This window comes from Plantibacter sp. CFBP 8804, from assembly GCF_014841225.1.
In the GTDB taxonomy this organism is placed as follows: Bacteria; Actinomycetota; Actinomycetes; order Actinomycetales; family Microbacteriaceae; genus Plantibacter; species Plantibacter auratus.
Window position 1 is genome coordinate 103,026 of the sequence record NZ_JACYTU010000003.1, and the last position, 19,871, is coordinate 122,896.

Sequence of the window (19,871 nt, forward strand, 5' to 3'; positions counted from 1 at the left end):
GAGACCCGCGCTCACGCGTGTGCCCCGCGCCCACGCCGGTTCCCCAGCGCTCGCGCCAGCGCACCGCGCTGCCGCCCGATGACCCGCGCTCACGCCAGCGCACCGCGCTGGCACCCGAGCCATCGACACCCGCTACCGGGGCAGACGGACCCCGATGCGCTCCAGGTGTGCGTTCGAGAAGGTCCCGGCCGGGTCCAACTCCTCGAAGAGGTCCCGCGCGTCGGCGAGCCGCGGCACGACCTCGGCGATGCGCTCGGCCGTCAGCAGGTTGAGCTTGCCCCAGTGCGGGCGGGCGGCGAAGGGGGCGAGCGCCTCCTCGATCGCGGGCAGCACGGCCCGGACCTCCTCGGGCAGGTTGCGCCAGGTGAAGTGCACGGCGAGCATCTCCCGGTGGTACGCACCGCTCAGCCAGAGCTTGTCGGGCGCGGCCGTGCGCAGTTCGGTCACGAGCAGCAGCGGGGCGATGCGGTCGCCGAGCGCGCGCAGGGCCGTGATCGCGGCGGGTCCGTCCGCGCGGTCGATGAAGTACTCGGTCTGGATCTCGTCGCCGTTGCTCGGCGTCGACTCGAGCCGGAAGTGCGGCAGTCGCTCCCACCAGTCGCCGGGGACACCACCCTGCAGCGTGAGGTTGTCGGGGTCCGTCTCGACGAGGTTGCCGGCGGTCAGAGAGTCCCGCTGCACGCCGAGCCACGACTCCGGGACCACGGGCAGCTCGTCGTTGCCAGCGGCCAGGCGGGTCTTCCACCAGATCTGCTCGACGGTGTCGCCGAGCCAGTTCGTGAAGATGCTCACGCTGTAGGCACCACCGGTGACGCCCTCGAAGTCGGCGAGGACGGCGTCCCACTGGACGTCACGGTAGACGTCCTGGCGCACGCGGTAGGCGGGCTGCACGTCGACCGTCACGCGCACCACGATGCCGAACGCGCCGAGTCCGACGACGAGGCCGTCGAAGCCGGGGTCCCCGCGACGGACGTGGACGAGTTCGCCCGTGGCGTCGACGTACTCGAGGCCGCTCACCGCTGAGGACAGGATGCCGTTGTCGTTGCCGGATCCGTGGGTGCCGGTCGCGATCGCGCCGCCGATGGAGATGTGCGGGAGCGAGCCCATGTTGTGGAAGGCGAGGCCCTGTTCGGCGAGCCAGGCGGCGGCGATCCCGTAGCGGGTCCCGGCTCCGATCGTCACCGAGCCGGCGGCCTCGTCGAACACCGGGTCGGCGGGGATGTCGAGCACCGTGATGAGCGTGCCGTCGGAGTCGGCGAGGTCGGTGAACGAGTGTCGGGTGCCGAGGGCGCGGACGCGCGTGCCGGTCCTGGCGGCCTCCGCGACGAGTGCGCGGACCTCGTCGATCGACGTGGCGTTCACGATCCGCGGCGCTGCGAAGGTGTGTGTACCGGCCCAGTTGCGTTCAAGCGTCATGAGCGCAAGCTTGCCAGAGCCGGGACGACCCGCAGGCGTTCCCGAAACATTTCCGATCAGGCGGGCGGGGCGGCGTGCTTGTTCTCGAGCAGGATGCCGACGGAGACGAGCACGACCGCGCCGAGGAACTGCGCGATGATCCAAGGGATGCCGCTGAACGGGAGCGGGAGGACCGGGTTCCACACGATCGCGACGAGCAGCGTCGGGATCATCCAGAGCGGCTGCTTGGCCTGCCAGGCGAACACGGCCATGATGAGCGCGAGGATGCTCACCACGAACAACACGATCGTGAAGGCGTCGAGTTCGAGCAGTGCGAGCCCGAGCATGAGCGCGACCGCACCCATGATGCCCGGGATGAGCGCCGGGCGAAGGGCGAAGGGTGCGGGTGCGGGGGTCGGACTCGGCATCCCACGAGTTTACGTGGAGCGGCGGGGCGTCGCCGAGCGGTGCGGCGGGGCCGATGCGGCACAATCGCTGCATGGGGGTTCTCATCTACGGTGCCGGAAGTCACTACGACTTCGACGACCGCGTGCTCGCCCACCTCCGGGCGGCGATCGGCAACAAGCTGCGTCGTCGGGAGTCCTTCTTCGTCGAATGGACGAAGGGGGCTGTGGACGGCGGTGGACGGGTGAGCCTCTGGATCACGAGCGACGTCCCGCTGCAGTTCCGGTTCGCGCAGCCGGAGCCCTCGGTCAACCAGGCGTGGGTCCGCGCCCTGCTCGACTCCTCCTACACCCCGGGTGGCATGATCCTGACGCCCGAACCCGGCACGACGACCGCATGATCAGGACCGCCCACACCCGATGATGACCGGTCAGTCGGCGTCCTCGACGCGGGCGAAGCGCGGTCCCTCGTAGCCGTCGCGCGAGACGGGCTCGACGAACATCGCGAGCGGTCGCACCCACGACGTCGGCGGGGTCGTGGTCGTCCGATAGAAGACGTACGGCTCCTCGGTCTCGCTGTGGCGTCCGACGCCGATGACCTCATACCGCGCGCCCTTGAAGTGCCGGTAGGTGCCGGGCTCGACGCCGAAGGACTCGCCGTCGTCGGTGCTGGCCGTGCTGTCGTCGCTCATGCCGCGATTCTAACCAGCGGGCGTCGCGGAGTCAGTGCTCTCCTCGTCGGCGCGGAGCTCGGACACGTGCTGCACCAGACCCTGCATCTGGCGGGGAAACGCCTCGCCGATGTCGATGCCGAACCGGTCGGCGAGCACGAGACACGACCAGACGGCATCACACAGTTCGTGCTCGAGCTGTTCGAGTCCGATGCCGTCGATGCGACGCGTCCCTTCGAGCGTCATCACGATCTTGGCCAGGTCACCGACGTCGCCGACGAAGCCGAGGGCGACCTCCTGGTTCGTCCACGGACGTCCGATCCGCTTCGTGCTGAGATCGTCGTAGGCGGCGGCGACCTCCATGGCGTGGGCGTTCAGCGTTGCGAAGTCCTGAGTCATCCCCAGAGCCTAGTCAGCGCGCAACGAGGATCCCAGGCACTCACCCGGCGGTCGGCACCACGTCCCAGTGCTCGCGGATGAGCTTGTCGTCGACCCGGAAGATGTCCGCCGCCAGAACCGGGTCGTCGGCCTTCGCTCCAACGCTCTGTGAGAACGTCCACACGAGGTCGCCGTCGCTCAGCGAGATGACCGACTCCTGCGGCGGGAAGGTCGCGGAACCCGAGAAGAAGGACTTGAGCGCCGCCGTTCCGTTCGGTGCGACCGGGTTGTGCTGGAGGTAGGCGGGGTCGAACGCTTTGTCGAGGATCGAGACGTCCTGGTCGCGGAACAGCGTGTTGTACGCGCTCACCGCGAACGTCCGGTTCTGCTCCTCCTGCGACTCCGACGGCGCGACCGCGGGCTTCGCCGGGCTGTAGAGGTCGCTGAACATCGTGTTGGTGTTCCCACTCGCGGGCGTCCCGGTCGCGATCGGCTGATCGAACGCCCAGCGCTCCACGACGGCGCCGTCCCGCACCCGGAACAGGTCGACAGCGGCCTCGCCTGTCCGTTCGTCGGCCGGGTCGGAGGCGACCTGGTAGTGCACGGCGACGAGGTCGCCGTCGGCCGCGGTGTGCTTGACGACCGCCTGCGCCCCGGGGACCCGCGTCCGGTCGGCGGTGAACTCGGCGAGGACGCCGCTCGGACCGGACTTCTGCCCGGAACCGTGCGCGACGGCGTCGGCCGCGACCAGCTTGTCGGTCGTGGCCACCGCTTTCGAGGAGGCGGGGTCAGGGAAGGCGTCGGTGTAGAGCTTGAGCACGGCGGCGAGGTTCTTCTGCTCGGTCCTCGAGTCGCTACGGTCGCCCGTCGAGCCGCCGTCGGCACTTCCCTTCCGCGCCGTCGAGACCGAGGACGACGGATCGGGCACGGCTGCCGAGGTGGCCTGGCACCCCGCTAGGAGCGAGACGCCGGCGAGGACGGCGACGGTGCGGACGAGGGGGACGACGAGGGCGCGTGATCTGGTCATGGATTCACTGTGCGACGGCGTTCTGAACCTCAGGTGAGGTGTCCCTGGGCTTCGCTGGGAATCGGTGTTTTTCAGTTCGACAGCAATGGAGACTTCCCACAGTCTCCTCTCGCAGCTCGCATCCGTTCGATCCGTTCTCTACCCTGGGTGCAACGACCGTGACATCCGGGGGGGGGTGCATCGTGGGCCTGATTCAAGACGTGGGTGGCGGGCTGCTGCTCGCGCTCGGACTCCTGCTCGCCGGGCTCGTGCTCTTCCTCGTCCTCGCGCTAGGCACCCAGTACGTGCGGATGCGCCGCCGACGGCCGCAGGGCAAGGTGGCGCGCGCCGACGCCGAGCTCCGAGCGCAATTGCTTGATGAGGGCTTCACCACGAGCGAGGCCGCGGATGCGATCCGGTCCAGCGATCCTGCCCTGGACTCGGAGAAAACTCACCATGACTGAGTCATGGCTCCTGGTCCTGATCCCCATCTGCAGCGTCCTCGCGATCTGGTCGGCACTGCAATTCCTAGCGGGAAGCAAACGGGTCAGCGTCGGGGTCCTCGTCACCATCGTCTGTGTCTACCTGCTCGGGGCCCTCATCGTGCTGTTCGGTGGGCCGTTTCTGGCGCAGATCGACCCTTCATCGGATGAACTGACGGCTCCCTCCATCGACGGAGGTCTCGTGATGGCGTACCTCGGCCTGGTCGCTGGCGCACCGGCTGTCATCACAGCACTCGTGCTCCTTGCCGGGTACTGGGCTCTGGCACGGCTCTCACAGAGGACCGCTGGGGTTTCGGGTGGGCAGATGTAGCGCGACTCGTAACGCCCCGACGGCGAGACGACCGCGAACTGCTATTCGCGACCTTGGCTGTTGGTATCGTCGCGGGCCCCCCGTTACGGGCGGCACATCGACGAAAGCCCCTCCATCCCAGCGGCCTCATAACCGTCGGAAATCGGAAACGATCGAAGAGCGTCTCAGGTGTGCACATTTTCGCTCGCTGCGCCTGGCTAAGCTCGCCCCAGGTCTTACGAGTTCTGGTACATATCCCTGCCGTCGGGGCAACGGTTCAGGGGTGAGTCGGAGGAAGATGCGGCGAACCGTGAACTACCTGAACTCGTTGACCGTGGGTGGGAGCCGGTGAACGCGACCCGTCCGGGAGCGATTGGACCGATCGGGTTCCTGCTGCGGAAGGAGAAGTGATGAACGATCGCACGCCGCCGGGTGTTCCGAAGGAGAAAGCGAGCCGTCCAGCGAAAATCGTCGCGTGGGTTGCCGTGATCGTGTTGGTGGCACTAGTCGTGTGGATTGCGGTGAACACGGCAGGTTTGGTGTGACATGTCGAGTCGCTCGGAGCAGCACTACCCCGCCGCGCCGCAAGATCTCGGGAGCAGGTCGTCACACACGGAATGTGCGGCCTCGAAAGATAAGAAGCCCCCTCCGTCCCGGTGTTGCTCGGGGATGGAGGGGGCTTCTTCATGGCGGTACCGGTGGGATTTGAACCCACGGTGCTCTTTCAAGCACACAACTTTTCGAGAGTTGCACCTTCGGCCGCTCGGACACGGTACCGGGGTCGAGTGTAATAGAAGACGAGCCCCGACGCGAATTGAGCGATGCCGGTCATCCACAGGCGGCGCGGAGGGCCGGCGGTGTCGGCGGCCGCGCTTAGGCTGGCCGCATGGCCAAGGCACCCTCCCCCGCATTCCGCTGCACCGAATGCGGCTGGACCACCGCCAAATGGGCCGGTCGATGCGGCGAATGCCAGCAGTGGGGCACGGTCGTCGAAGCCTCGGCTCCCACCGGTGTCCTCGGCAAGCTGACCCCGATCCGCGCCACGGACGAACGCGCCGCACGCCCCATCACGCAGGCAAGCGCCGACGAGGCACCACGCTGGTCGAGCGGCATCGCCGAGTTCGACCGGGTGCTCGGCGGCGGCATCGTCCCCGGCGCCGCGATCCTCCTCTCCGGTGAGCCGGGCGTCGGCAAGTCGACCCTGCTCCTCGAGGTCGCGTCGCGCGCGGCGAAGACCGGCGCCCGCGTCCTCTACGTCAGCGCCGAGGAGTCGGTCAGCCAGGTCCGCCTCCGCGCCGAACGCACCGGGGCCCTCCACGACGACCTCTACCTCGCCTCCGAGACCGACCTCGCCACCATCCTCGGCCACATCGACCAGGTGCAGCCCAAGCTCCTCATCGTCGACTCCGTCCAGACCGTCTCCTCCTCGCAGTCCGACGGCCTCGCCGGGCAACCCGGCCAGGTCCGCGAAGTCTCAGCCGTCCTCACCCGCATCGCCAAGGAACGCGACCTCCCGATCCTGCTCGTCGGCCATGTCACGAAAGACGGCTCGATCGCCGGCCCCCGGCTCCTCGAACACCTCGTCGACGTCGTCTGCCAGTTCGAGGGCGACCGCCACACCGCGCTCCGCTTCCTCCGCGCGCAGAAGAACCGCTTCGGCGCCACCGACGAGGTCGGCTGCTTCGAGATGGTCGGCGACGGCATCGCCGAGGTCCCCGACCCGAGCGCCCTCTTCCTCAGCCAGAACGAGCCCGTGGCCGGCACCTGCGTCACCATCGTCATGGAGGGTCGCCGCGCGCTCCCCGTCGAGGTCCAGGCGCTCATCAACAAGACGCAGGCACCGAACCCCCGCCGGGTCACCAACGGCGTCGACCCCTCACGTGTCGCGATGATCCTCGCCGTGTTGCACGGCCGCTACTCCTACGACCTCACCGACCACGACGTCTACATCTCGACCGTCGGCGGCGTGAAGATCAGCGAACCGGCGGCCGACCTCGCGATCGCCCTCGCCCTGGTCTCCGTCATCCGCGACTTGGCCCTCCCCCGCGACCTCGCGGCCTACGGCGAGATCAGCCTCAGCGGCGAAGTGCGTCCGGTGAGTGTCGCGAAGCAGCGCGGCTCGGAGGGCAACCGCCTCGGCTACAAGCTGCTGCTCAACTCCGATGTCAGCAACGACCTCAAGTCGGTGCTGGGCATCGCGAAGACCGCAGCCGAGGCAGCACGCCCCGCCCGACGCGAACGCGAGCTCGACGCCGCCTTCTGAGCTGCCTCGCGCCGCCGCACGCACGTCGGTGCGGGAGTCTGCTCACAACTCCTGCAAATCGGTCTCGTATGCCCCGCGGACGAGACCGGCGTCCGTTCCGACGCGGGAGTCGCAGGAGTTGTGAACCGGGATGCTCCAACAGGGGACATCCGCCGACCGCGACCGGCGCGAGGACTCGTCACCGCACCGGTCAACCGGCATCCCGGGCGTTCCGCGCACAACTCCTGCTGCATGAGCCGCACAGGCTTCGAACCGCGACCCCTCGGCCTCCCGACGACGACCTGCAGGAGTTGTGAACCGCGGACGCCGCCGAGAGCAGGACTTGCGGTCGGGGTCGGGCTATTCGGCGGCCGGCGCCTCGAGCTCGAGCACCCGCAGCAGTTCCTCCGGCGACGCCTGCAGCGAGTGTGGACCGGCGACGTCGAACAGCACCGTCTCGATGTCGTCGCCGTAGGTGCGGAGGAAGCTCGCCAGCCAGGTGCCGTCGTGCAGGCCGACGTAGGGAGGCAGGGCGGCCGGCTTGTTCTTCGCGTCGGAGAAGAGGAGCAGCGCGAGCCTCGCGGTCTCGGGCTGACGGAACATCCAGACCTCACCGGTCTCTGTCGGCTTGTCGGGGTTGCCCGGCTTCATGAGCGGGACGACGAACCGGCCGTTCCGCAACGCGAGTGCCACGGCCACCATGTCGCCGGCGGTGAGGGCCGCGGCCAAAGGCTCGGAACGGAACTCGGGTCGCTTCTGCTTCGCCATGCGTCCATTGTCGCAGGCCGGTGCGGGGCTGCGGGTCGAGCACTTCGACAGGCTCAGTGACCGGGGAGGGAGCGGCTCAGTGACCGGGGCGGCTCGGTGACCGGAGTGGCTCAGTGACCGGAGCGGCTCAGCAAGCAGGTTTCGTCAGTTGAGCAGGAACTGCGCGCTGTCGGCGGAGGCGAAGCCACCGATCGACGTGTTCAGGTGGTACGAGGCGCCACCGGCGGGCACCGGGTCGCGCGGCTGGTCGCAGGTGTCGGGCGCCGACCGCGTGCGGTCCCAGGTGATCGGGGGGTTCGACGAGACCGTCTTCCCCGGCTCGAGGAGCACCTGCTGGTCACTCGGTGCCGTCTGGCAGTCGGTCGACGTCCAGTACGGCTCCTCACCGCTCGACACCGTGAAGACCTGCTGACTTGTGCCGGCGTTCATCGTGCACGCGGCCGAACCGGTGTTCGTCACGCTCAGCGAAAGCTGCGGGAGTTCGTCCGCCGCGAAGCTCGTCCCGTTCACGACCGCCTCGACGCGGATCTGGTCGGCGGTGCACGCGGCCGCCGAACCGGGGTCGGTGGTCGCGGCCTCATCGATCGGTGCGGTCGTCGACGCCTCAGGAGCCGGCGTCGGCGCGGGGGTCGCGGTGGGCGTCGGGGTCGTCTTCGCGGCGGTGTTCTCGGTGCCCGGACCCGACGCGAGCCGGACGATGAGCACGATGACCAGGACGATGACGGCGAGCAGGACGCCGAACACGATCAACCTGCGTCGCCAGTAGACGGCGGGCCGCTCCGGTCCGCGGGGATTCGTGAGGCTCGACATGCTCACAGATTAAGTGCAGTGGCGCGGAAACGCCCGATGCCCCGCCGTCGGTGCGGACCGTGGTCCGACCGATGACGGGGCATCGGGATGATGCTGGGTGGTGCTGGGTGGTGCGAGCGCCTAGAGCTGCTGCGCCGAGCGACGACGGGCGATCACGAGCGCGAGACCACCGACGAGGAGCAGAGCGGCGAGCGCCGCGTTCCCCCACGGCTCGGCACCGGTCTTGCTCAGGCTTCCGTCCTGGCTTCCGCCGGCCGTACCCGAACCGGTCCCGCCGCCCGCACCGGGCTGGGTGCCGGGGTCGACCGCCGCAGCCTGCACGACGATGTCCTGCCAGCCGATGACGTTGCCGTCGGCATCCTGGACGACGAGGCGGTGGGCACCGACCGGGGCGTCCTCAGGAACCGTGACCTGCACGTTGCCATCCGCGTCGACCTGCACGAGGCCGTCGCTGACGAGGATCGGGTCGGAGTGCAGCCAGACGCTGACCCAGGTGCCGGCGTACTCCTTGCCGACGTGGATCGTGGCGAGCTTGCCGATGATGAAGTCGGTGATCGCCTTGATCAGGTCCTTGAGCGCCTGGATGAGCGCGGACTCCGGTGCGGGCGTCGGCGGCGTGACCACCGGCGGCGTCGCGACCGTGAGCGGCACCGTCAGCGTCGTCCCCGACTCGAGTGCCGTGAGGCGTACCGTCGCCGCGCCGTCAGCGGTACCCGCCGGGACGGTGAAGGACACTGTCGCGGCCCCCGCGGTGACCGGGACCGTCCCGATCGGCGAGCCGTTGAGTTCGATCGCCAGCGAGGTGTTCACCGGGCTGCCGGTCGAGGTGAGGTCGAGCTTCGCGACGTCGAACGAGACCGTCTTCCCAGCGGCGACCGCTGCGGTCGGCGCGTTCGTGACCTGCACGCTCTGGCGGGCGAAGTCCGGGGACACCGGGCTGTTCGCCGTCAGGTAGGCGATCCACGCGTCGCGGTCGACGAGACCGGAGTCGCGCGTGTCCGTGCCGTTCGCGAACTCACGGAAGTTGTCGCCACCCTGCAGCAGGAAGCTGAAGGAGCCGATCCGGTAGCTCTTGCTCGGGTCGATCGGCGCACCGTTCACCGTGATGCTCGTGATGCGCTGTCCCTGGGCCTTCGTAGGGTCGAACGTGTACTGCACGTTCGACGACAGTCCGAGCTGCAGGTACGGACGGGACGGCACGTTCCCGGCCGCGTCGAGCTGCCACTGCTGCTCGAGCACGGTCTTGAACTGTGCACCCGTGAGCGAGGTCGTCCACAGGTTGTTGAGGAACGGCAGCACCGCGTTCGCCTCGGCGTACGTGATGTCGCCCGCGAGGATCTCCTCACGCATGCCACCCGGGTTGACGATGCCGATGTCGGCTCCGCCCCGGTCGGCACTCGAGAGCGAGGCGCGGAGCGAGTCGGCGACGAGCGCACCGAGCGTCGACTCGGCGCCGCGGTCGTCCTTCACCCCGTTGTTGAACGCGCGGGTGATGTCGGCCTTCGCCTCACCGATCTTCTGGTTGCCGATCTCCGCCGCGACCGCGAGGGCCTTGTCGGTGATCGTCTTGACCGTCGCGACCGCCGGGAACTGCTTGACCAGGTCGGCCTCGGCCACCGTGGTGCGTGCGACGTTCTTCGCCGTGTAGGCGGTGACGTCACCCGACGCGCGGTCGACGGTCAGCGTGATCTGACCGATGAACTCGCCGTAGCTGCCGGTCTGGAGCACCGGACGGGTCTTGCCGGTCACGCCGGGGATCGGAGCGTCCCACGCGTACTGCTTGTGCGTGTGGCCGGTGAAGATGGCGTCGACGTCCGCGCTCGTCGTGGTCACGATCTCGGTGAAGGCGCTCTCCTGGGCGAGCTCCTGCTCGAGGGTCGCGCCGTCCGGCGTGCCGGCTCCGGCACCCTCGTGGTACTCGGCGACGATGACGTCCGCCTCACCGTTGGACTCGTCGCCGTCGGTCAGCTGCGCCGCGACGCGGTTCACAGCCTCGACCGGGTCCCCGAAGTCGAGGTCCGCGATGCCGGCGGGCGACACGAGCGTCGGCGTCTCCTGGGTGATGGCACCGACGACGGCGACCTTCACCCCGTCGATGTCGAGGATCGTGTACTCCTTGAGCGCGGGCTTCTTCGTGCCCTTCTCGTACACGTTGGCCCCGAGGTACGGCCAGGCCGCGTTCTTCCCGTCGGCCATGACACGGTCGACGAGGTCGCCGTAGCCCTGGTCGAACTCGTGGTTGCCCACCGCGGACGCCTTCAGTCCGAGTGCGTTGAGCACGTCGATCGTCGGCTGGTCCTGCTGCGACGAGGAGGCGAAGAGCGAGGCACCGATGTTGTCACCAGCGGAGATGAACGCCGTCTGGTCGGGCGCGAACATCGCCTTGAGCTGCTCGATCGTGCCCGCGAACTTCGTCGTGTTGGCGTCGATCCGACCGTGGAAGTCGTTGATGTTGAGCAGGTTGACGGTCGCGGACGCGCTCGCGTCGGCGCTGATGCCGACGATCACGGGGTCGTGGTCGCTCGAACGGAACATGTCCGGCACGTTGAAGTCGGTCACGTTCGCGTTGTATCGGGAGTACTCGAGGGCGATCGACTCGACGGAGTTGATGTTCCACACGTCCGCACCGGTGACGCTCTGGTCGGCCTCCGGCGAAGCGAAGATGTGGTCGAGGGACCCGACCGCGCCTTCGTACGCGTAGGTGTACTCGCCGGTCTTGGCCTCCTGGCTGATGTAGCCGGCGTCGCGGAGCACGTCCAGCGGGTCCTCGGCGTCGTAGGAGTTGAAGTCACCGACGAGGAAGACCTTCTTCGTGCCGACGTCCTTCGAGACCGTGTCCGCGAAGGTCACGAGGGCCTTGGCCTGACGCGTGCGGTCGCCGGTGAAGGCGCCCTGACCGGTGTTGGCGTTGTCACCGGTGGCTGCTGCCGAGGTGCTCTTCGACTTGAAGTGGTTGGCGATCACCAGGAACGTCGCGGCGTCGTCCGCACCCTTGGGCTTGAACGCCTGCGCGTCGGGCTCACGGGCGTTGTCGAAGGCGGGCGAGTCGAGCAGGATGCGCGATTCACCGACGGTCTCGACGGTGGCGGACTTGTAGATGAAGGCCGTGCGGATGACGTCCTCGTCCGCGGGGACCTTCGCGGGCGACGGGACGAACGTCCAGGTGCCCTCGCCGGCATCGGCGTTGAGCGCCGCGGTCAGCGTCGTGAGGGCGTCGTCGCGGTCGAGGCCGATCGAGGCGGAGTTCTGGATCTCCTCGAGCGAGACGACATCGGCGTCCAGGGCGTTGATCGCCGAGACGATCTTCGCCTGCTGGCGAGCGAGGCTCTCGGCCGTCGCCGCACCTCGGACACCGCAACCGGCGGCGTCGGAGTTGTTCACCGTGGTCTTGCCGCCCTGACGGTCGGTGTAGAAGGTGCACCCGGTGCGGGAGTCGCCGGTGGTGGCGAAGTAGTTGAGGACGTTGAAGGTCGCGAGGGACACGTCACCACCGACACCGCGAGGCGAGGTGGAGCGCGTGTTCTCGAACGTGGCCGGCTGCACGGTCGCCGTGTTGGCACCGGTCAGCTGCTGCGTGGGCTGGAACTTCCAGTTGCTGTTGCGGAAGTCGAAGACGACCGGAGCGGTGAAGTCGACGGCGGCACCGACCCGGACGGGCGCGGTGGTCGAGAGGTACGGCAGCGGGGTGCCGGTGTTCTCCGCCTTCGAGAAGTCGACGGTCGCGCCGTCGTCGAGGACGACCTTCTCCGCCGGGACCCGTGCCGCGGCTGCGAGAGCCTCAGCGGAACCGGGCTTGCCGAGGACCGTCGGCGTGACGAACGGCGTCGTCGATGCCGCGAGCGCGATCTCGCCGTAGCGGTTCGTGCTGTAGTTGTCGGTGACCGTGTAGTCGCCGGCGGGGTCGAGCAGCATGCCCTCGAGGCGTTCGCGCTCCTCGTCGGTCGCCGGGAAGGCGGCACTCGCGGCGGTCGGTGCGGTGACGCCGGTGGCATCGAGTGCCGTGACGGCGGCCGCGTCCGTGACCTTCAGCTGAGTCAGGCCGTAGTACTCGTCCACGACGCCGGTGACCTGCAGGTACTGGCCGACGGTGACGGAGCCGACGGTGGCCGGCGAGTAGACGAAGACACCGTCGGACGCGAGGTGCGTCGCGGGGTCGATCGCTCCACCGGTGCCCGCGGTCTGCAGGTAGTAGCCGTTGAAGCCGCCGGTCGGGAAGCTCGCGGTGACGAAGCCCGTGGTGGTGACCGTCTGGCCGACCATCGTGCTCGCGGCGCCGGTGCCCTGGATCTCCGCGATCGTCGCCGTGCCGGGCTCGACCGGGGTGGTCGGGTCGGTGGGTTCAGGGGTCGGCTCCGGTGTGGGCTCGGGGTCGACCGGGGTGTCGCCAGCGCTGTTCTGCGGCGTGACCGTGTCGCTGAGCGTGAAGTCGGCGGCGTTGCTGTCGGTGTCGGCGAAGGCGGTGCGCACGATCGACTGCGGCACGTTGTTCGCTGATGGGGCGGGCGACACGGCGGTCTCGAAGGTGTTCGACGTGCCGTAGCCGAGGAGGTCGACGACGGCGGGGTCGCCGACGACGGAGCCGGCCGTGAGGGTCACTGGGGAGGTCGAGGCGACGAGGGCGATCGTGCCCTTGGAGCCCGACGCGTTCAGCTCGCTGGCCACGTCGGGTGTCGGCAGAGCCGCGCCGACCGCGCCGTTGCTGCTGCCCGAGACGAGGAAGTAGCCGCCGGCCGCGATCTTCCCGGTGAGCGGAACCGTCGTCGACGACGCCGCGGTGCTGGTCGACGAGCGGTACTGGACCGACCAGCCGCTGACGTCGACTGCCGCGTCGCTCGGGTTGTAGAGCTCGACGAACTTGTTCAGGTAGGGCGCATTCGCGCTCCCGCCCGAGAGGTAGGCCTCGTTGATGACGACGCCGAGGCCGTCGGTCGAGGCGACGGCTGGTGTCGCCACGAGGGGTGCGGCGACGAGCCCGGCAAGGGCGGCGAAGGCGGACAGCCTCCACGGGTGTTTGAACGACATGTGGCTCCGAATCGAGGGCCGTCCTCGTTCGGAGCGCGCGACAACGCACCCCCCATTCGAGGCACAGACGATGGGTAGTGCCTCACAAGCTAACCGACATGCGTGACGGAAGACCACCGCGAATGTGAACGGCACGTAAATCCGGGCCTGCTCATCTGAGCACGGGCTTCGCGTTGGAAACGTGCGAAATCGCTGATCAGCGAGGTATTGTGAACGGTCTCATCGGTCACTCCGACGAGCGCCAACCTTCAAGCTGTGGTTCAGAGCAGCTTGAGCATGCGGGTGTTACCGAGCGTATTCGGCTTGACCCGCGCGAGGTCGAGGAACTCCGCGACACCTTCGTCCGACGAGCGCACGAGCTGTGCGTAGACCTCGGGTGGGACGATCTCCTCGCCGATCTCCTGATAGCCGTGCTTCGTGAAGAAGCCGGTTTCGAAGGTCAGGCAGAACAGGCGACGCAGGCCGAGCTCGACCGCGTCGTGCTCGAGGCGCTCGACGAGCGCGTGACCGACCCCGGTGCCGAGGTGGTCGGCGGAGACGGCGAGCGTGCGGACCTCACCGAGGTCCTCCCAGATGACGTGCAGCGCGCCGCAGCCGATGAGTTCGCCGTCGGGTGTCTCGGCGACGCGGAACTCCTGGACCGCTTCGTAGAAGACGACGTCGTCCTTGCCGAGGAGGATGCGCTGCTGCACGAGTGGTTCCACGAGCGCCTGGATGCGTCGGACGTCGCTCGTGCGGGCGCGACGGACGACATACCCCTGCTGAGCCTGCTCGACCATCCCGCCTCCTCCTGTCAGAACCTCCGAGAAGTCTACTGACGCCAGCGCGATGCTCCCGACCGAGCGCGGGCCGGTGGGCGTCAGCGCGGTGCTCTCGCGCGAGCGCTGCCGAAGCGGCGTGAGCGCGACCCAGCCGCGTGAGCGCGGGCCTCCAGAGCGGCGCGCTCGGTCCGATGGGGCGCGCTCACGTCAGCGCACCGCGCTGGCGCCGGACATCGGAGTGGCGGCACCGGATCACGAGGGGCGGATCAGTGCCAGGACCTCGGGCCCGCGGTGCCGGCCGGGTAGGTGTCGATCGACACCTCGTCCTTGCGCCACGCCTTGAGGACGGGCGCCACGATCCGCCAGCACTGCTCGGCGACGTCACCGCGCACCGACAGGGTCGGGTCTCCCTCGAGGATGCTCGACAGGACCTCGCCGTAGGCACTGAGCTGCCCGGCCTGGAGTTCGGCGTGGAGGGCGACCGGGTCAAGTTCGAAGGGGTCGTCCTCGCCGTTGATCATCAGGTCGAGGTCGAGCGACGCCGGCTTCAGGCCGATGCGGAGCCGCGCCGGGGTCTTCATGCCGTGCAGGCCGGACGGGAGGTGCGGCACCGGCTTGAAGGTGAAGACGATCTCCTGACGGGTGTCCGCCAAAGCCTTCCCGGAGCGCAGCACGAACGGGACACCGGCCCAACGCCAGTTGTCGATCGCGAGCGTCATCTCGGCGAGCGTCTCCGTGTGGTGCGACGGGTCCACGCCCTGCTCGTCGACGTAGGCGGGCAGCTTGCGGTCGCCGATCGTCCCGGCGCCGTAGCGTGCACGCCGACTCTCCGTGCCGTTCGCCTTCCACGGTCGGGTCGCTCGCAGCACCTGAGCCATGCCGCCGCGCAGATCCTCCGCGTCGACGCTCGCCGGTGGCTCCATGGCCGCGAACGCGAGGACGAGGAGCAGGTGACTCTGGATCATGTCGATCAGGGCGCCCGCACGGTCGTAGTACCCGGCGCGGCCCTCGAGCGCCAACTGCTCGTCGAAGACGATGTCGACGCGTTCGACGTTGTCGGCCGAGAGGAGCGGCTCGAAGATGCGGTTCGCGAAGCGCAGGCCCAGCAGGTTGAGGACCGTCGACTTGCCGAGGAAGTGGTCGACGCGGAACACCTGCTCCTCCGGCACCAGGTGCTGGAGCAGACGGTTGAGCGAGCGGGCGGAGGCGTAGTCGGTGCCGAACGGCTTTTCGAGAGCGAGCATGATGCCCTTGGGGAGCTCCAGCTTCCGCAGCGCCTTGCAGGCGAGCAGGGTGATGGCGGGCGGCAGGGCGAAGTAGAGGGCGACGTTCGGACCGGCGGCCGCGAGGACTCGTTCCAGTGACGCCGGGTCGGAGACGTCAGCCTGCACGTAGGTGGTCTCGGCGACGATCGTCTCGGCGAGCTTCGACGGGGCGTCGGCGAATGCGGTCTTGACGCGCTTCCGCCAGGCCTCGTCGCTCGACTCGGAGCGGTCGACCCCGATGAGGCGCACCGCCTGGCCACGCGGGGAGGCGAGGAGCGACGCAAGTCCCGGCAGTAGGAGCCGGGCCGTGAGGTCGCCTCCGGCACCGAGGATCACGAGGGTTCGAGGGGCGGAGGATTCCGAGGTGGCGGCGGTCATGCGGCGATCCTACGCGGTGGGCCGACGAGGTCGCGCGGCCTTGCGCCCTCCCGAGGTCCATCCCGGTCCAGCGCGATGCGCTGACGCGAGCGCGAGGGTGTGGGCATCAGCGCGGTGCGCTGACGTGAGTGGCGCGGTATCGGCCTCACCGCGGGTCAGGGACGTGGGCGCGCCCCTCCGGAGACCCGCGCTCACGCCCTGGACCCGCGCTCACGTCAGCGCACCGCGCTGGCGACCCACCACAGCAGACCCGGGCGGGCAGGCAGTACTGTGAGCGCATGCGACTCGGAGTCCTCGACGTGGGATCGAACACCGTCCACCTGCTCATCGTCGATGCCCACCCGGGAGCGCGGCCGATCCCCCAGTCGTCGCACAAGTCGGTGCTGCGACTCATGCGATACCTCACGCCGGATGGATCGATCAGCGAGGAGGGCGTCGCGGTGATCCTCGAGTCGATCGGTGCAGCGGCGGCGATCGCTCGCGAGAGCGGCCTCGACGAACTGCTCTCGATGGCGACCTCGGCCATCCGCGAGGCGACGAACGGGCCGGAGGTCCTCGCCCTCGTCGAGGAGCGGACCGGCATCGCCCTGCAGGTCCTCTCCGGTGACGACGAGGCGAAGCTCACCTTCCTCGCCGTCCGCCGCTGGTACGGCTGGTCGGCCGGCGAGATGCTCCTCCTCGACATCGGCGGCGGCTCACTCGAGATCGCGGCCGGCGGCGACGAGTACCCCGATGTCGCGATCTCCCTCCCGCTCGGCGCCGGACGCTCCACCGTCGGCTTCCTCCACGACGACCCACCGACCGCCGCACAGCAGGAGGCACTCCGCCTGCACGCCCGCGAGGTGCTCACCGCTGCACTCCCCGCGTTCGCCGAGGAGCCCGACGCCCATCACGTCGTCGGGTCGTCCAAGACCATCCGCTCCCTCGCACGCCTCGCAGGATCGGTGGCCGACGGCATCGGTGGCACCGAACGGTCGCTGCTCCGGCGCAGCCAGCTCGACGACTGGATCCCGCGCCTCGCCCGCATTCCGGCTGAGGCCCGCCCCGCGCTCCCCGGGATCACCGCCGACCGGACCTTCCAGATCGTCGCCGGCGGCATCGTCCTGTCCGAGGCGATGGCCGCCTTCCGCGTCCGCGAGCTCGACGTCTCCCCCTGGGCGCTCCGCGAGGGCATCATCCTCCGGTACCTGGACCGCCTCGGCTGACCGCCGCCGTTTGCTCGCCCAGGTTTGGGCGAGTGAGCGCCGAATCGCCCGAAGATGGGCGAACGAACACTCCCGACACGACGAAGGCCCCCACTCCGCGGAGTGGGGGCCTTCGGTGGCTCGGGACTACTCGCCCGTGATCGCGAGGTCCGGCGTGGCCGAACCCGTACCGAGCGACGCCTGCGCGTTGACGCCGGCACCGACCGACTCACCGCGAGCCGAGGTCGTGAAGGCGAACGCACCGTTCACGAAGTCGACGTGCACGTGGTCGCCGGCGTTGAGCTCGCCGTGGAGGATCTGCTCGCTGAGCTGGTCCTCGACCTCGCGCTGCATCGCACGACGCAGCGGACGAGCACCGAGGGTCGGGTCGAAGCCGACCTCGATGAGGCGCTCCTTCGCCGGCAGCGTGAGCTCGATCGTCATGTCGCGGTCGAGCAGACGCTCCGAGAGACGCTTCGTGAACAGGTCCACGATCTGCAGGAGCTCCGGCTTCGACAGCTGCGGGAACACGATGATGTCGTCGACACGGTTCAGGAACTCGGGCTTGAAGTGCTTCTTCAGCTCCTCGTTCACCTTGCCGCGCATGATGTCGTACCCGGTCGAGGCGTTGCCCTCGATCTGGAAGCCGACCGGACCACCGGCGATGTCACGAGCACCGAGGTTGGTGGTCATGATGATGACGGTGTTCTTGAAGTCGACGACGCGACCCTGACCATCCGTCAACCGGCCCTCTTCCAGGATCTGGAGGAGCGAGTTGAAGATGTCGGGGTGGGCCTTCTCGATCTCGTCGAAGAGCACGACGCTGAACGGCTTGCGACGCACCTTCTCGGTGAGCTGGCCACCCTCTTCGAAGCCGACGAACCCGGGAGGAGCACCGAACAGTCGCGAGACCGTGTGCTTCTCGCCGTACTCAGACATGTCGAGGGAGATCAGCGCGCCTTCGTCGTCGAACAGGAACTCGGCGAGCGCCTTCGCGAGCTCGGTCTTACCGACACCCGTGGGGCCGGCGAAGATGAACGAGCCCGAGGGACGCTTCGGGTCCTTGAGGCCGGCACGCGTGCGGCGGATGGTCTTGGAGAGCGCCGAGATGGCCTCCTCCTGACCGATGACCCGCTGGTGCAGCGCCTTCTCCATGAAGACGAGTCGCGAGGACTCCTCTTCGGTGAGCTTGAAGACGGGGATGCCGGTCGCCTGGGCGAGCACCTCGGCGATCAGACCCTCGTCGACCTCGGCGGTCGTCTTGACGTCGCCCGAGCGCCACTGCTTCTCGAGGCGCAGACGCTCACCGAGGAGGTTCTTCTCCTCGTCGCGGAGGGACGCCGCCTTCTCGAAGTCCTGCTCCTCGATGGCCGTCTCCTTGGCCTCGCGGACGCCGGCGATCTTGTCGTCGAACTCGCGCAGCTCAGGCGGGCTCGAGAGGATCGACAGACGCAGGCGTGCACCGGCCTCGTCGATCAGGTCGATGGCCTTGTCGGGCAGGAAGCGGTCGGAGATGTACCGGTCGGCGAGGTTCGCCGCCGAGACGAGCGCACCGTCGGTGATGGACACCTTGTGGTGTGCCTCGTACCGGTCGCGCAGCCCCTTGAGGATGTTGATCGTGTGGGGCAGCGACGGCTCCATGACCTGGATCGGCTGGAAGCGACGCTCGAGTGCGGCGTCCTTCTCGAAGTGCTTGCGGTACTCGTCGAGCGTGGTGGCACCGATGGTCTGGAGCTCACCGCGGGCGAGCAGCGGCTTGAGGATGGAGGCCGCGTCGATCGCGCCTTCGGCGGCACCGGCACCCACGAGGGTGTGGATCTCGTCGATGAAGACGATGATGTCGCCGCGGGTGCGGATCTCCTTGGTGACCTTCTTCAGGCGCTCCTCGAAGTCACCGCGGTAGCGGCTACCGGCGATGAGCGAGCCGAGGTCGAGCGAGTACAGCTGCTTGTCCTTCAGCGTCTCCGGGACATCGCCCTTGACGATCGCCTGGGCGAGACCCTCGACGACGGCGGTCTTGCCGACGCCGGGCTCACCGATGAGGACCGGGTTGTTCTTCGAGCGACGGGAGAGGATCTGCATGACCCGCTCCATCTCCTTGTCGCGACCGATGACCGGGTCGAGCTTGTTGTCGCGCGCGGCCTGCGTGAGGTTGCGGCCGAACTGGTCGAGGATCTGCGACCCGCCCTGTGCCTGCTGCTCACTCTGGTTGCCGCCGACCGGGGCTGCTTCCTTGCCCTGGTAGCCGGACAGCAGCTGGATGACCTGCTGGCGCACGCGGTTGAGGTCGGCGCCGAGCTTCACGAGGACCTGGGCTGCGACGCCCTCGCCCTCGCGGATGAGGCCGAGCAGGATGTGCTCCGTGCCGATGTAGTTGTGGCCGAGCTGCAGCGCTTCGCGCAGGCTCAGCTCCAGCACCTTCTTGGCGCGCGGCGTGAACGGGATGTGTCCCGTCGGCTGCTGCTGGCCGGTGCCGATGATGTCGGTGACCTGCTCGCGCACGGCATCGAGGGAGATCCCGAGGGACTCGAGTGCCTTGGCGGCGACTCCTTCTCCCTCGTGGATGAGGCCGAGCAGGATGTGCTCGGTCCCGATGTAGTTGTGGTTGAGCATCTTGGCCTCTTCCTGGGCCAGGACGACGACACGACGCGCACGGTCGGTGAATCTCTCGAACATGATCACTCTCCTCCGGCACCGGGCAGGGTGGTGATGCCGTTAGTAGGAGCGTAACGACCGCCGCAGCTCTCTTCGCCCCTGTTCGCCGTGGGCGTGATGCTCGGCCGCCTGGAACGCCG

General features: G+C 68.6%; 17 protein-coding genes and 1 tRNA gene. 6 read left to right on the forward strand and 12 right to left on the reverse strand.

All coding sequences use genetic code 11. The annotated features are described in order from the left end of the window. Positions 1–132 precede the first annotated feature (132 nt). Both IFU11_RS08580 and IFU11_RS08585 read right to left on the reverse strand, forming a co-directional pair. The gene (locus tag IFU11_RS08580) at positions 133–1,416 is read right to left on the reverse strand and encodes an FAD-binding protein (protein WP_192018682.1); all 1,284 of its coding nucleotides are present in this window, start codon (positions 1,414–1,416) and stop codon (positions 133–135) included. Positions 1,417–1,472: 56 nt separating this feature from the next. Beyond that, entirely contained in the window at positions 1,473–1,823 is a 351-nt protein-coding gene (locus tag IFU11_RS08585) for a DUF6804 family protein (RefSeq protein WP_124768760.1), read from the reverse strand. 71 nt (positions 1,824–1,894) lie between these two features. Between IFU11_RS08585 and IFU11_RS08590 the strand changes: the two genes are divergently transcribed. Continuing rightward, positions 1,895–2,200 (forward strand): DUF7882 family protein, encoded by a 306-nt coding sequence (locus IFU11_RS08590; protein ID WP_192018683.1) that lies wholly within the window; start codon positions 1,895–1,897, stop codon positions 2,198–2,200. Between the two features lie 30 nt (positions 2,201–2,230). Here the strand turns inward: IFU11_RS08590 and IFU11_RS08595 are convergent, their stop codons facing one another. Genes IFU11_RS08595 through IFU11_RS08605 form a run of 3 tightly spaced genes read right to left on the reverse strand, consistent with a single transcriptional unit; the run spans position 2,231 to position 3,875 of the window. After that, positions 2,231–2,491, reverse strand: a complete 261-nt coding sequence (locus IFU11_RS08595; RefSeq protein WP_192018684.1) for a DUF1653 domain-containing protein — start codon at positions 2,489–2,491, stop codon at positions 2,231–2,233. A 9-nt stretch (positions 2,492–2,500) separates the two neighbouring features. Then, a complete protein-coding gene (locus tag IFU11_RS08600; RefSeq protein ID WP_199862232.1) occupies positions 2,501–2,869 on the reverse strand; it encodes a nucleotide pyrophosphohydrolase in 369 nt (122 codons plus the stop codon). A 40-nt stretch (positions 2,870–2,909) separates the two neighbouring features. Further along, a complete protein-coding gene (locus IFU11_RS08605) occupies positions 2,910–3,875 on the reverse strand; it encodes a nuclear transport factor 2 family protein (protein ID WP_192018685.1) in 966 nt (321 codons plus the stop codon). A 182-nt stretch (positions 3,876–4,057) separates the two neighbouring features. Between IFU11_RS08605 and IFU11_RS08610 the strand changes: the two genes are divergently transcribed. The 3 genes from IFU11_RS08610 to IFU11_RS20530 all read left to right on the forward strand — a co-directional run bounded on the left by IFU11_RS08610 (position 4,058) and on the right by IFU11_RS20530 (position 5,191). Continuing rightward, positions 4,058–4,318, forward strand: coding sequence for a hypothetical protein (locus IFU11_RS08610; RefSeq protein WP_137242223.1), 261 nt, complete (start codon positions 4,058–4,060; stop codon positions 4,316–4,318). Then, the gene (locus IFU11_RS08615) at positions 4,311–4,667 is read left to right on the forward strand and encodes a hypothetical protein (RefSeq protein ID WP_137242224.1); all 357 of its coding nucleotides are present in this window, start codon (positions 4,311–4,313) and stop codon (positions 4,665–4,667) included. Before IFU11_RS08610 ends, IFU11_RS08615 begins: the two co-directional genes overlap by 8 nt. 389 nt (positions 4,668–5,056) lie before the next feature. Next, complete coding sequence (locus IFU11_RS20530) at positions 5,057–5,191, forward strand: hypothetical protein (RefSeq protein ID WP_255528001.1); 135 nt, start codon at positions 5,057–5,059, stop codon at positions 5,189–5,191. Between the two features lie 142 nt (positions 5,192–5,333). On the opposite strand, the gene IFU11_RS08620 is transcribed toward IFU11_RS20530, so the two are convergent. Continuing rightward, positions 5,334–5,423: transfer RNA gene (locus tag IFU11_RS08620), tRNA-Ser, on the reverse strand. 109 nt (positions 5,424–5,532) lie between these two features. Between IFU11_RS08620 and radA the strand changes: the two genes are divergently transcribed. After that, complete coding sequence (radA, locus tag IFU11_RS08625; protein ID WP_192018686.1) at positions 5,533–6,909, forward strand: DNA repair protein RadA; 1,377 nt, start codon at positions 5,533–5,535, stop codon at positions 6,907–6,909. Positions 6,910–7,248: 339 nt separating this feature from the next. On the opposite strand, the gene IFU11_RS08630 is transcribed toward radA, so the two are convergent. From IFU11_RS08630 to IFU11_RS08650, 5 genes are all read right to left on the reverse strand, one after another. Next, positions 7,249–7,656, reverse strand: coding sequence for an SseB family protein (locus tag IFU11_RS08630; protein WP_137242226.1), 408 nt, complete (start codon positions 7,654–7,656; stop codon positions 7,249–7,251). Between the two features lie 144 nt (positions 7,657–7,800). Further along, complete coding sequence (locus IFU11_RS08635; RefSeq protein ID WP_137242227.1) at positions 7,801–8,466, reverse strand: hypothetical protein; 666 nt, start codon at positions 8,464–8,466, stop codon at positions 7,801–7,803. A 120-nt stretch (positions 8,467–8,586) separates the two neighbouring features. Beyond that, positions 8,587–13,488: an ExeM/NucH family extracellular endonuclease gene (locus tag IFU11_RS08640; protein WP_192018687.1), complete on the reverse strand. Its 4,902-nt coding sequence runs from the start codon at positions 13,486–13,488 to the stop codon at positions 8,587–8,589. 260 nt (positions 13,489–13,748) lie between these two features. After that, positions 13,749–14,267, reverse strand: coding sequence for an amino-acid N-acetyltransferase (locus tag IFU11_RS08645; RefSeq protein WP_191940570.1), 519 nt, complete (start codon positions 14,265–14,267; stop codon positions 13,749–13,751). A 248-nt stretch (positions 14,268–14,515) separates the two neighbouring features. Beyond that, the gene (locus tag IFU11_RS08650) at positions 14,516–15,892 is read right to left on the reverse strand and encodes a glucose-6-phosphate dehydrogenase (RefSeq protein WP_137242230.1); all 1,377 of its coding nucleotides are present in this window, start codon (positions 15,890–15,892) and stop codon (positions 14,516–14,518) included. A gap of 278 nt (positions 15,893–16,170) precedes the next feature. Here IFU11_RS08650 and IFU11_RS08655 point away from each other — a divergent pair, with 278 nt between their 5' ends. Continuing rightward, positions 16,171–17,097 carry a Ppx/GppA phosphatase family protein gene (locus tag IFU11_RS08655; RefSeq protein WP_137242231.1) on the forward strand — a complete coding sequence of 309 codons (927 nt, stop codon included), beginning with the start codon at positions 16,171–16,173 and terminating at the stop codon, positions 17,095–17,097. Between the two features lie 126 nt (positions 17,098–17,223). Here IFU11_RS08655 and IFU11_RS08660 read toward each other — a convergent pair whose 3' ends face one another. Then, positions 17,224–19,752: an ATP-dependent Clp protease ATP-binding subunit gene (locus IFU11_RS08660; RefSeq protein WP_064294324.1), complete on the reverse strand. Its 2,529-nt coding sequence runs from the start codon at positions 19,750–19,752 to the stop codon at positions 17,224–17,226. Between the last annotated feature and the right edge of the window lie 119 nt (positions 19,753–19,871).

Excerpts from the sequence above, each read along its gene's own strand:
- IFU11_RS20530 (WP_255528001.1), top strand. The coding sequence starts at position 5,057 with ATGAACGATCGCACGCCGCCGGGTGTTCCGAAGGAGAAAGCGAGCCGT.
- IFU11_RS08605 (WP_192018685.1), bottom strand. The coding sequence starts at position 3,875 with ATGACCAGATCACGCGCCCTCGTCGTCCCCCTCGTCCGCACCGTCGCC.
- IFU11_RS08590 (WP_192018683.1), top strand. The coding sequence starts at position 1,895 with ATGGGGGTTCTCATCTACGGTGCCGGAAGTCACTACGACTTCGACGAC.
- IFU11_RS08655 (WP_137242231.1), top strand. The coding sequence starts at position 16,171 with ATGCGACTCGGAGTCCTCGACGTGGGATCGAACACCGTCCACCTGCTC.
- IFU11_RS08595 (WP_192018684.1), bottom strand. The coding sequence starts at position 2,491 with ATGAGCGACGACAGCACGGCCAGCACCGACGACGGCGAGTCCTTCGGC.
- IFU11_RS08635 (WP_137242227.1), bottom strand. The coding sequence starts at position 8,466 with ATGTCGAGCCTCACGAATCCCCGCGGACCGGAGCGGCCCGCCGTCTAC.
- IFU11_RS08585 (WP_124768760.1), bottom strand. The coding sequence starts at position 1,823 with ATGCCGAGTCCGACCCCCGCACCCGCACCCTTCGCCCTTCGCCCGGCG.
- IFU11_RS08645 (WP_191940570.1), bottom strand. The coding sequence starts at position 14,267 with ATGGTCGAGCAGGCTCAGCAGGGGTATGTCGTCCGTCGCGCCCGCACG.
- IFU11_RS08615 (WP_137242224.1), top strand. The coding sequence starts at position 4,311 with ATGACTGAGTCATGGCTCCTGGTCCTGATCCCCATCTGCAGCGTCCTC.
- radA (WP_192018686.1), top strand. The coding sequence starts at position 5,533 with ATGGCCAAGGCACCCTCCCCCGCATTCCGCTGCACCGAATGCGGCTGG.
- IFU11_RS08580 (WP_192018682.1), bottom strand. The coding sequence starts at position 1,416 with ATGACGCTTGAACGCAACTGGGCCGGTACACACACCTTCGCAGCGCCG.
- IFU11_RS08640 (WP_192018687.1), bottom strand. The coding sequence starts at position 13,488 with ATGTCGTTCAAACACCCGTGGAGGCTGTCCGCCTTCGCCGCCCTTGCC.
- IFU11_RS08630 (WP_137242226.1), bottom strand. The coding sequence starts at position 7,656 with ATGGCGAAGCAGAAGCGACCCGAGTTCCGTTCCGAGCCTTTGGCCGCG.
- IFU11_RS08660 (WP_064294324.1), bottom strand. The coding sequence starts at position 19,752 with ATGTTCGAGAGATTCACCGACCGTGCGCGTCGTGTCGTCGTCCTGGCC.
- IFU11_RS08600 (WP_199862232.1), bottom strand. The coding sequence starts at position 2,869 with ATGACTCAGGACTTCGCAACGCTGAACGCCCACGCCATGGAGGTCGCC.
- IFU11_RS08650 (WP_137242230.1), bottom strand. The coding sequence starts at position 15,892 with ATGACCGCCGCCACCTCGGAATCCTCCGCCCCTCGAACCCTCGTGATC.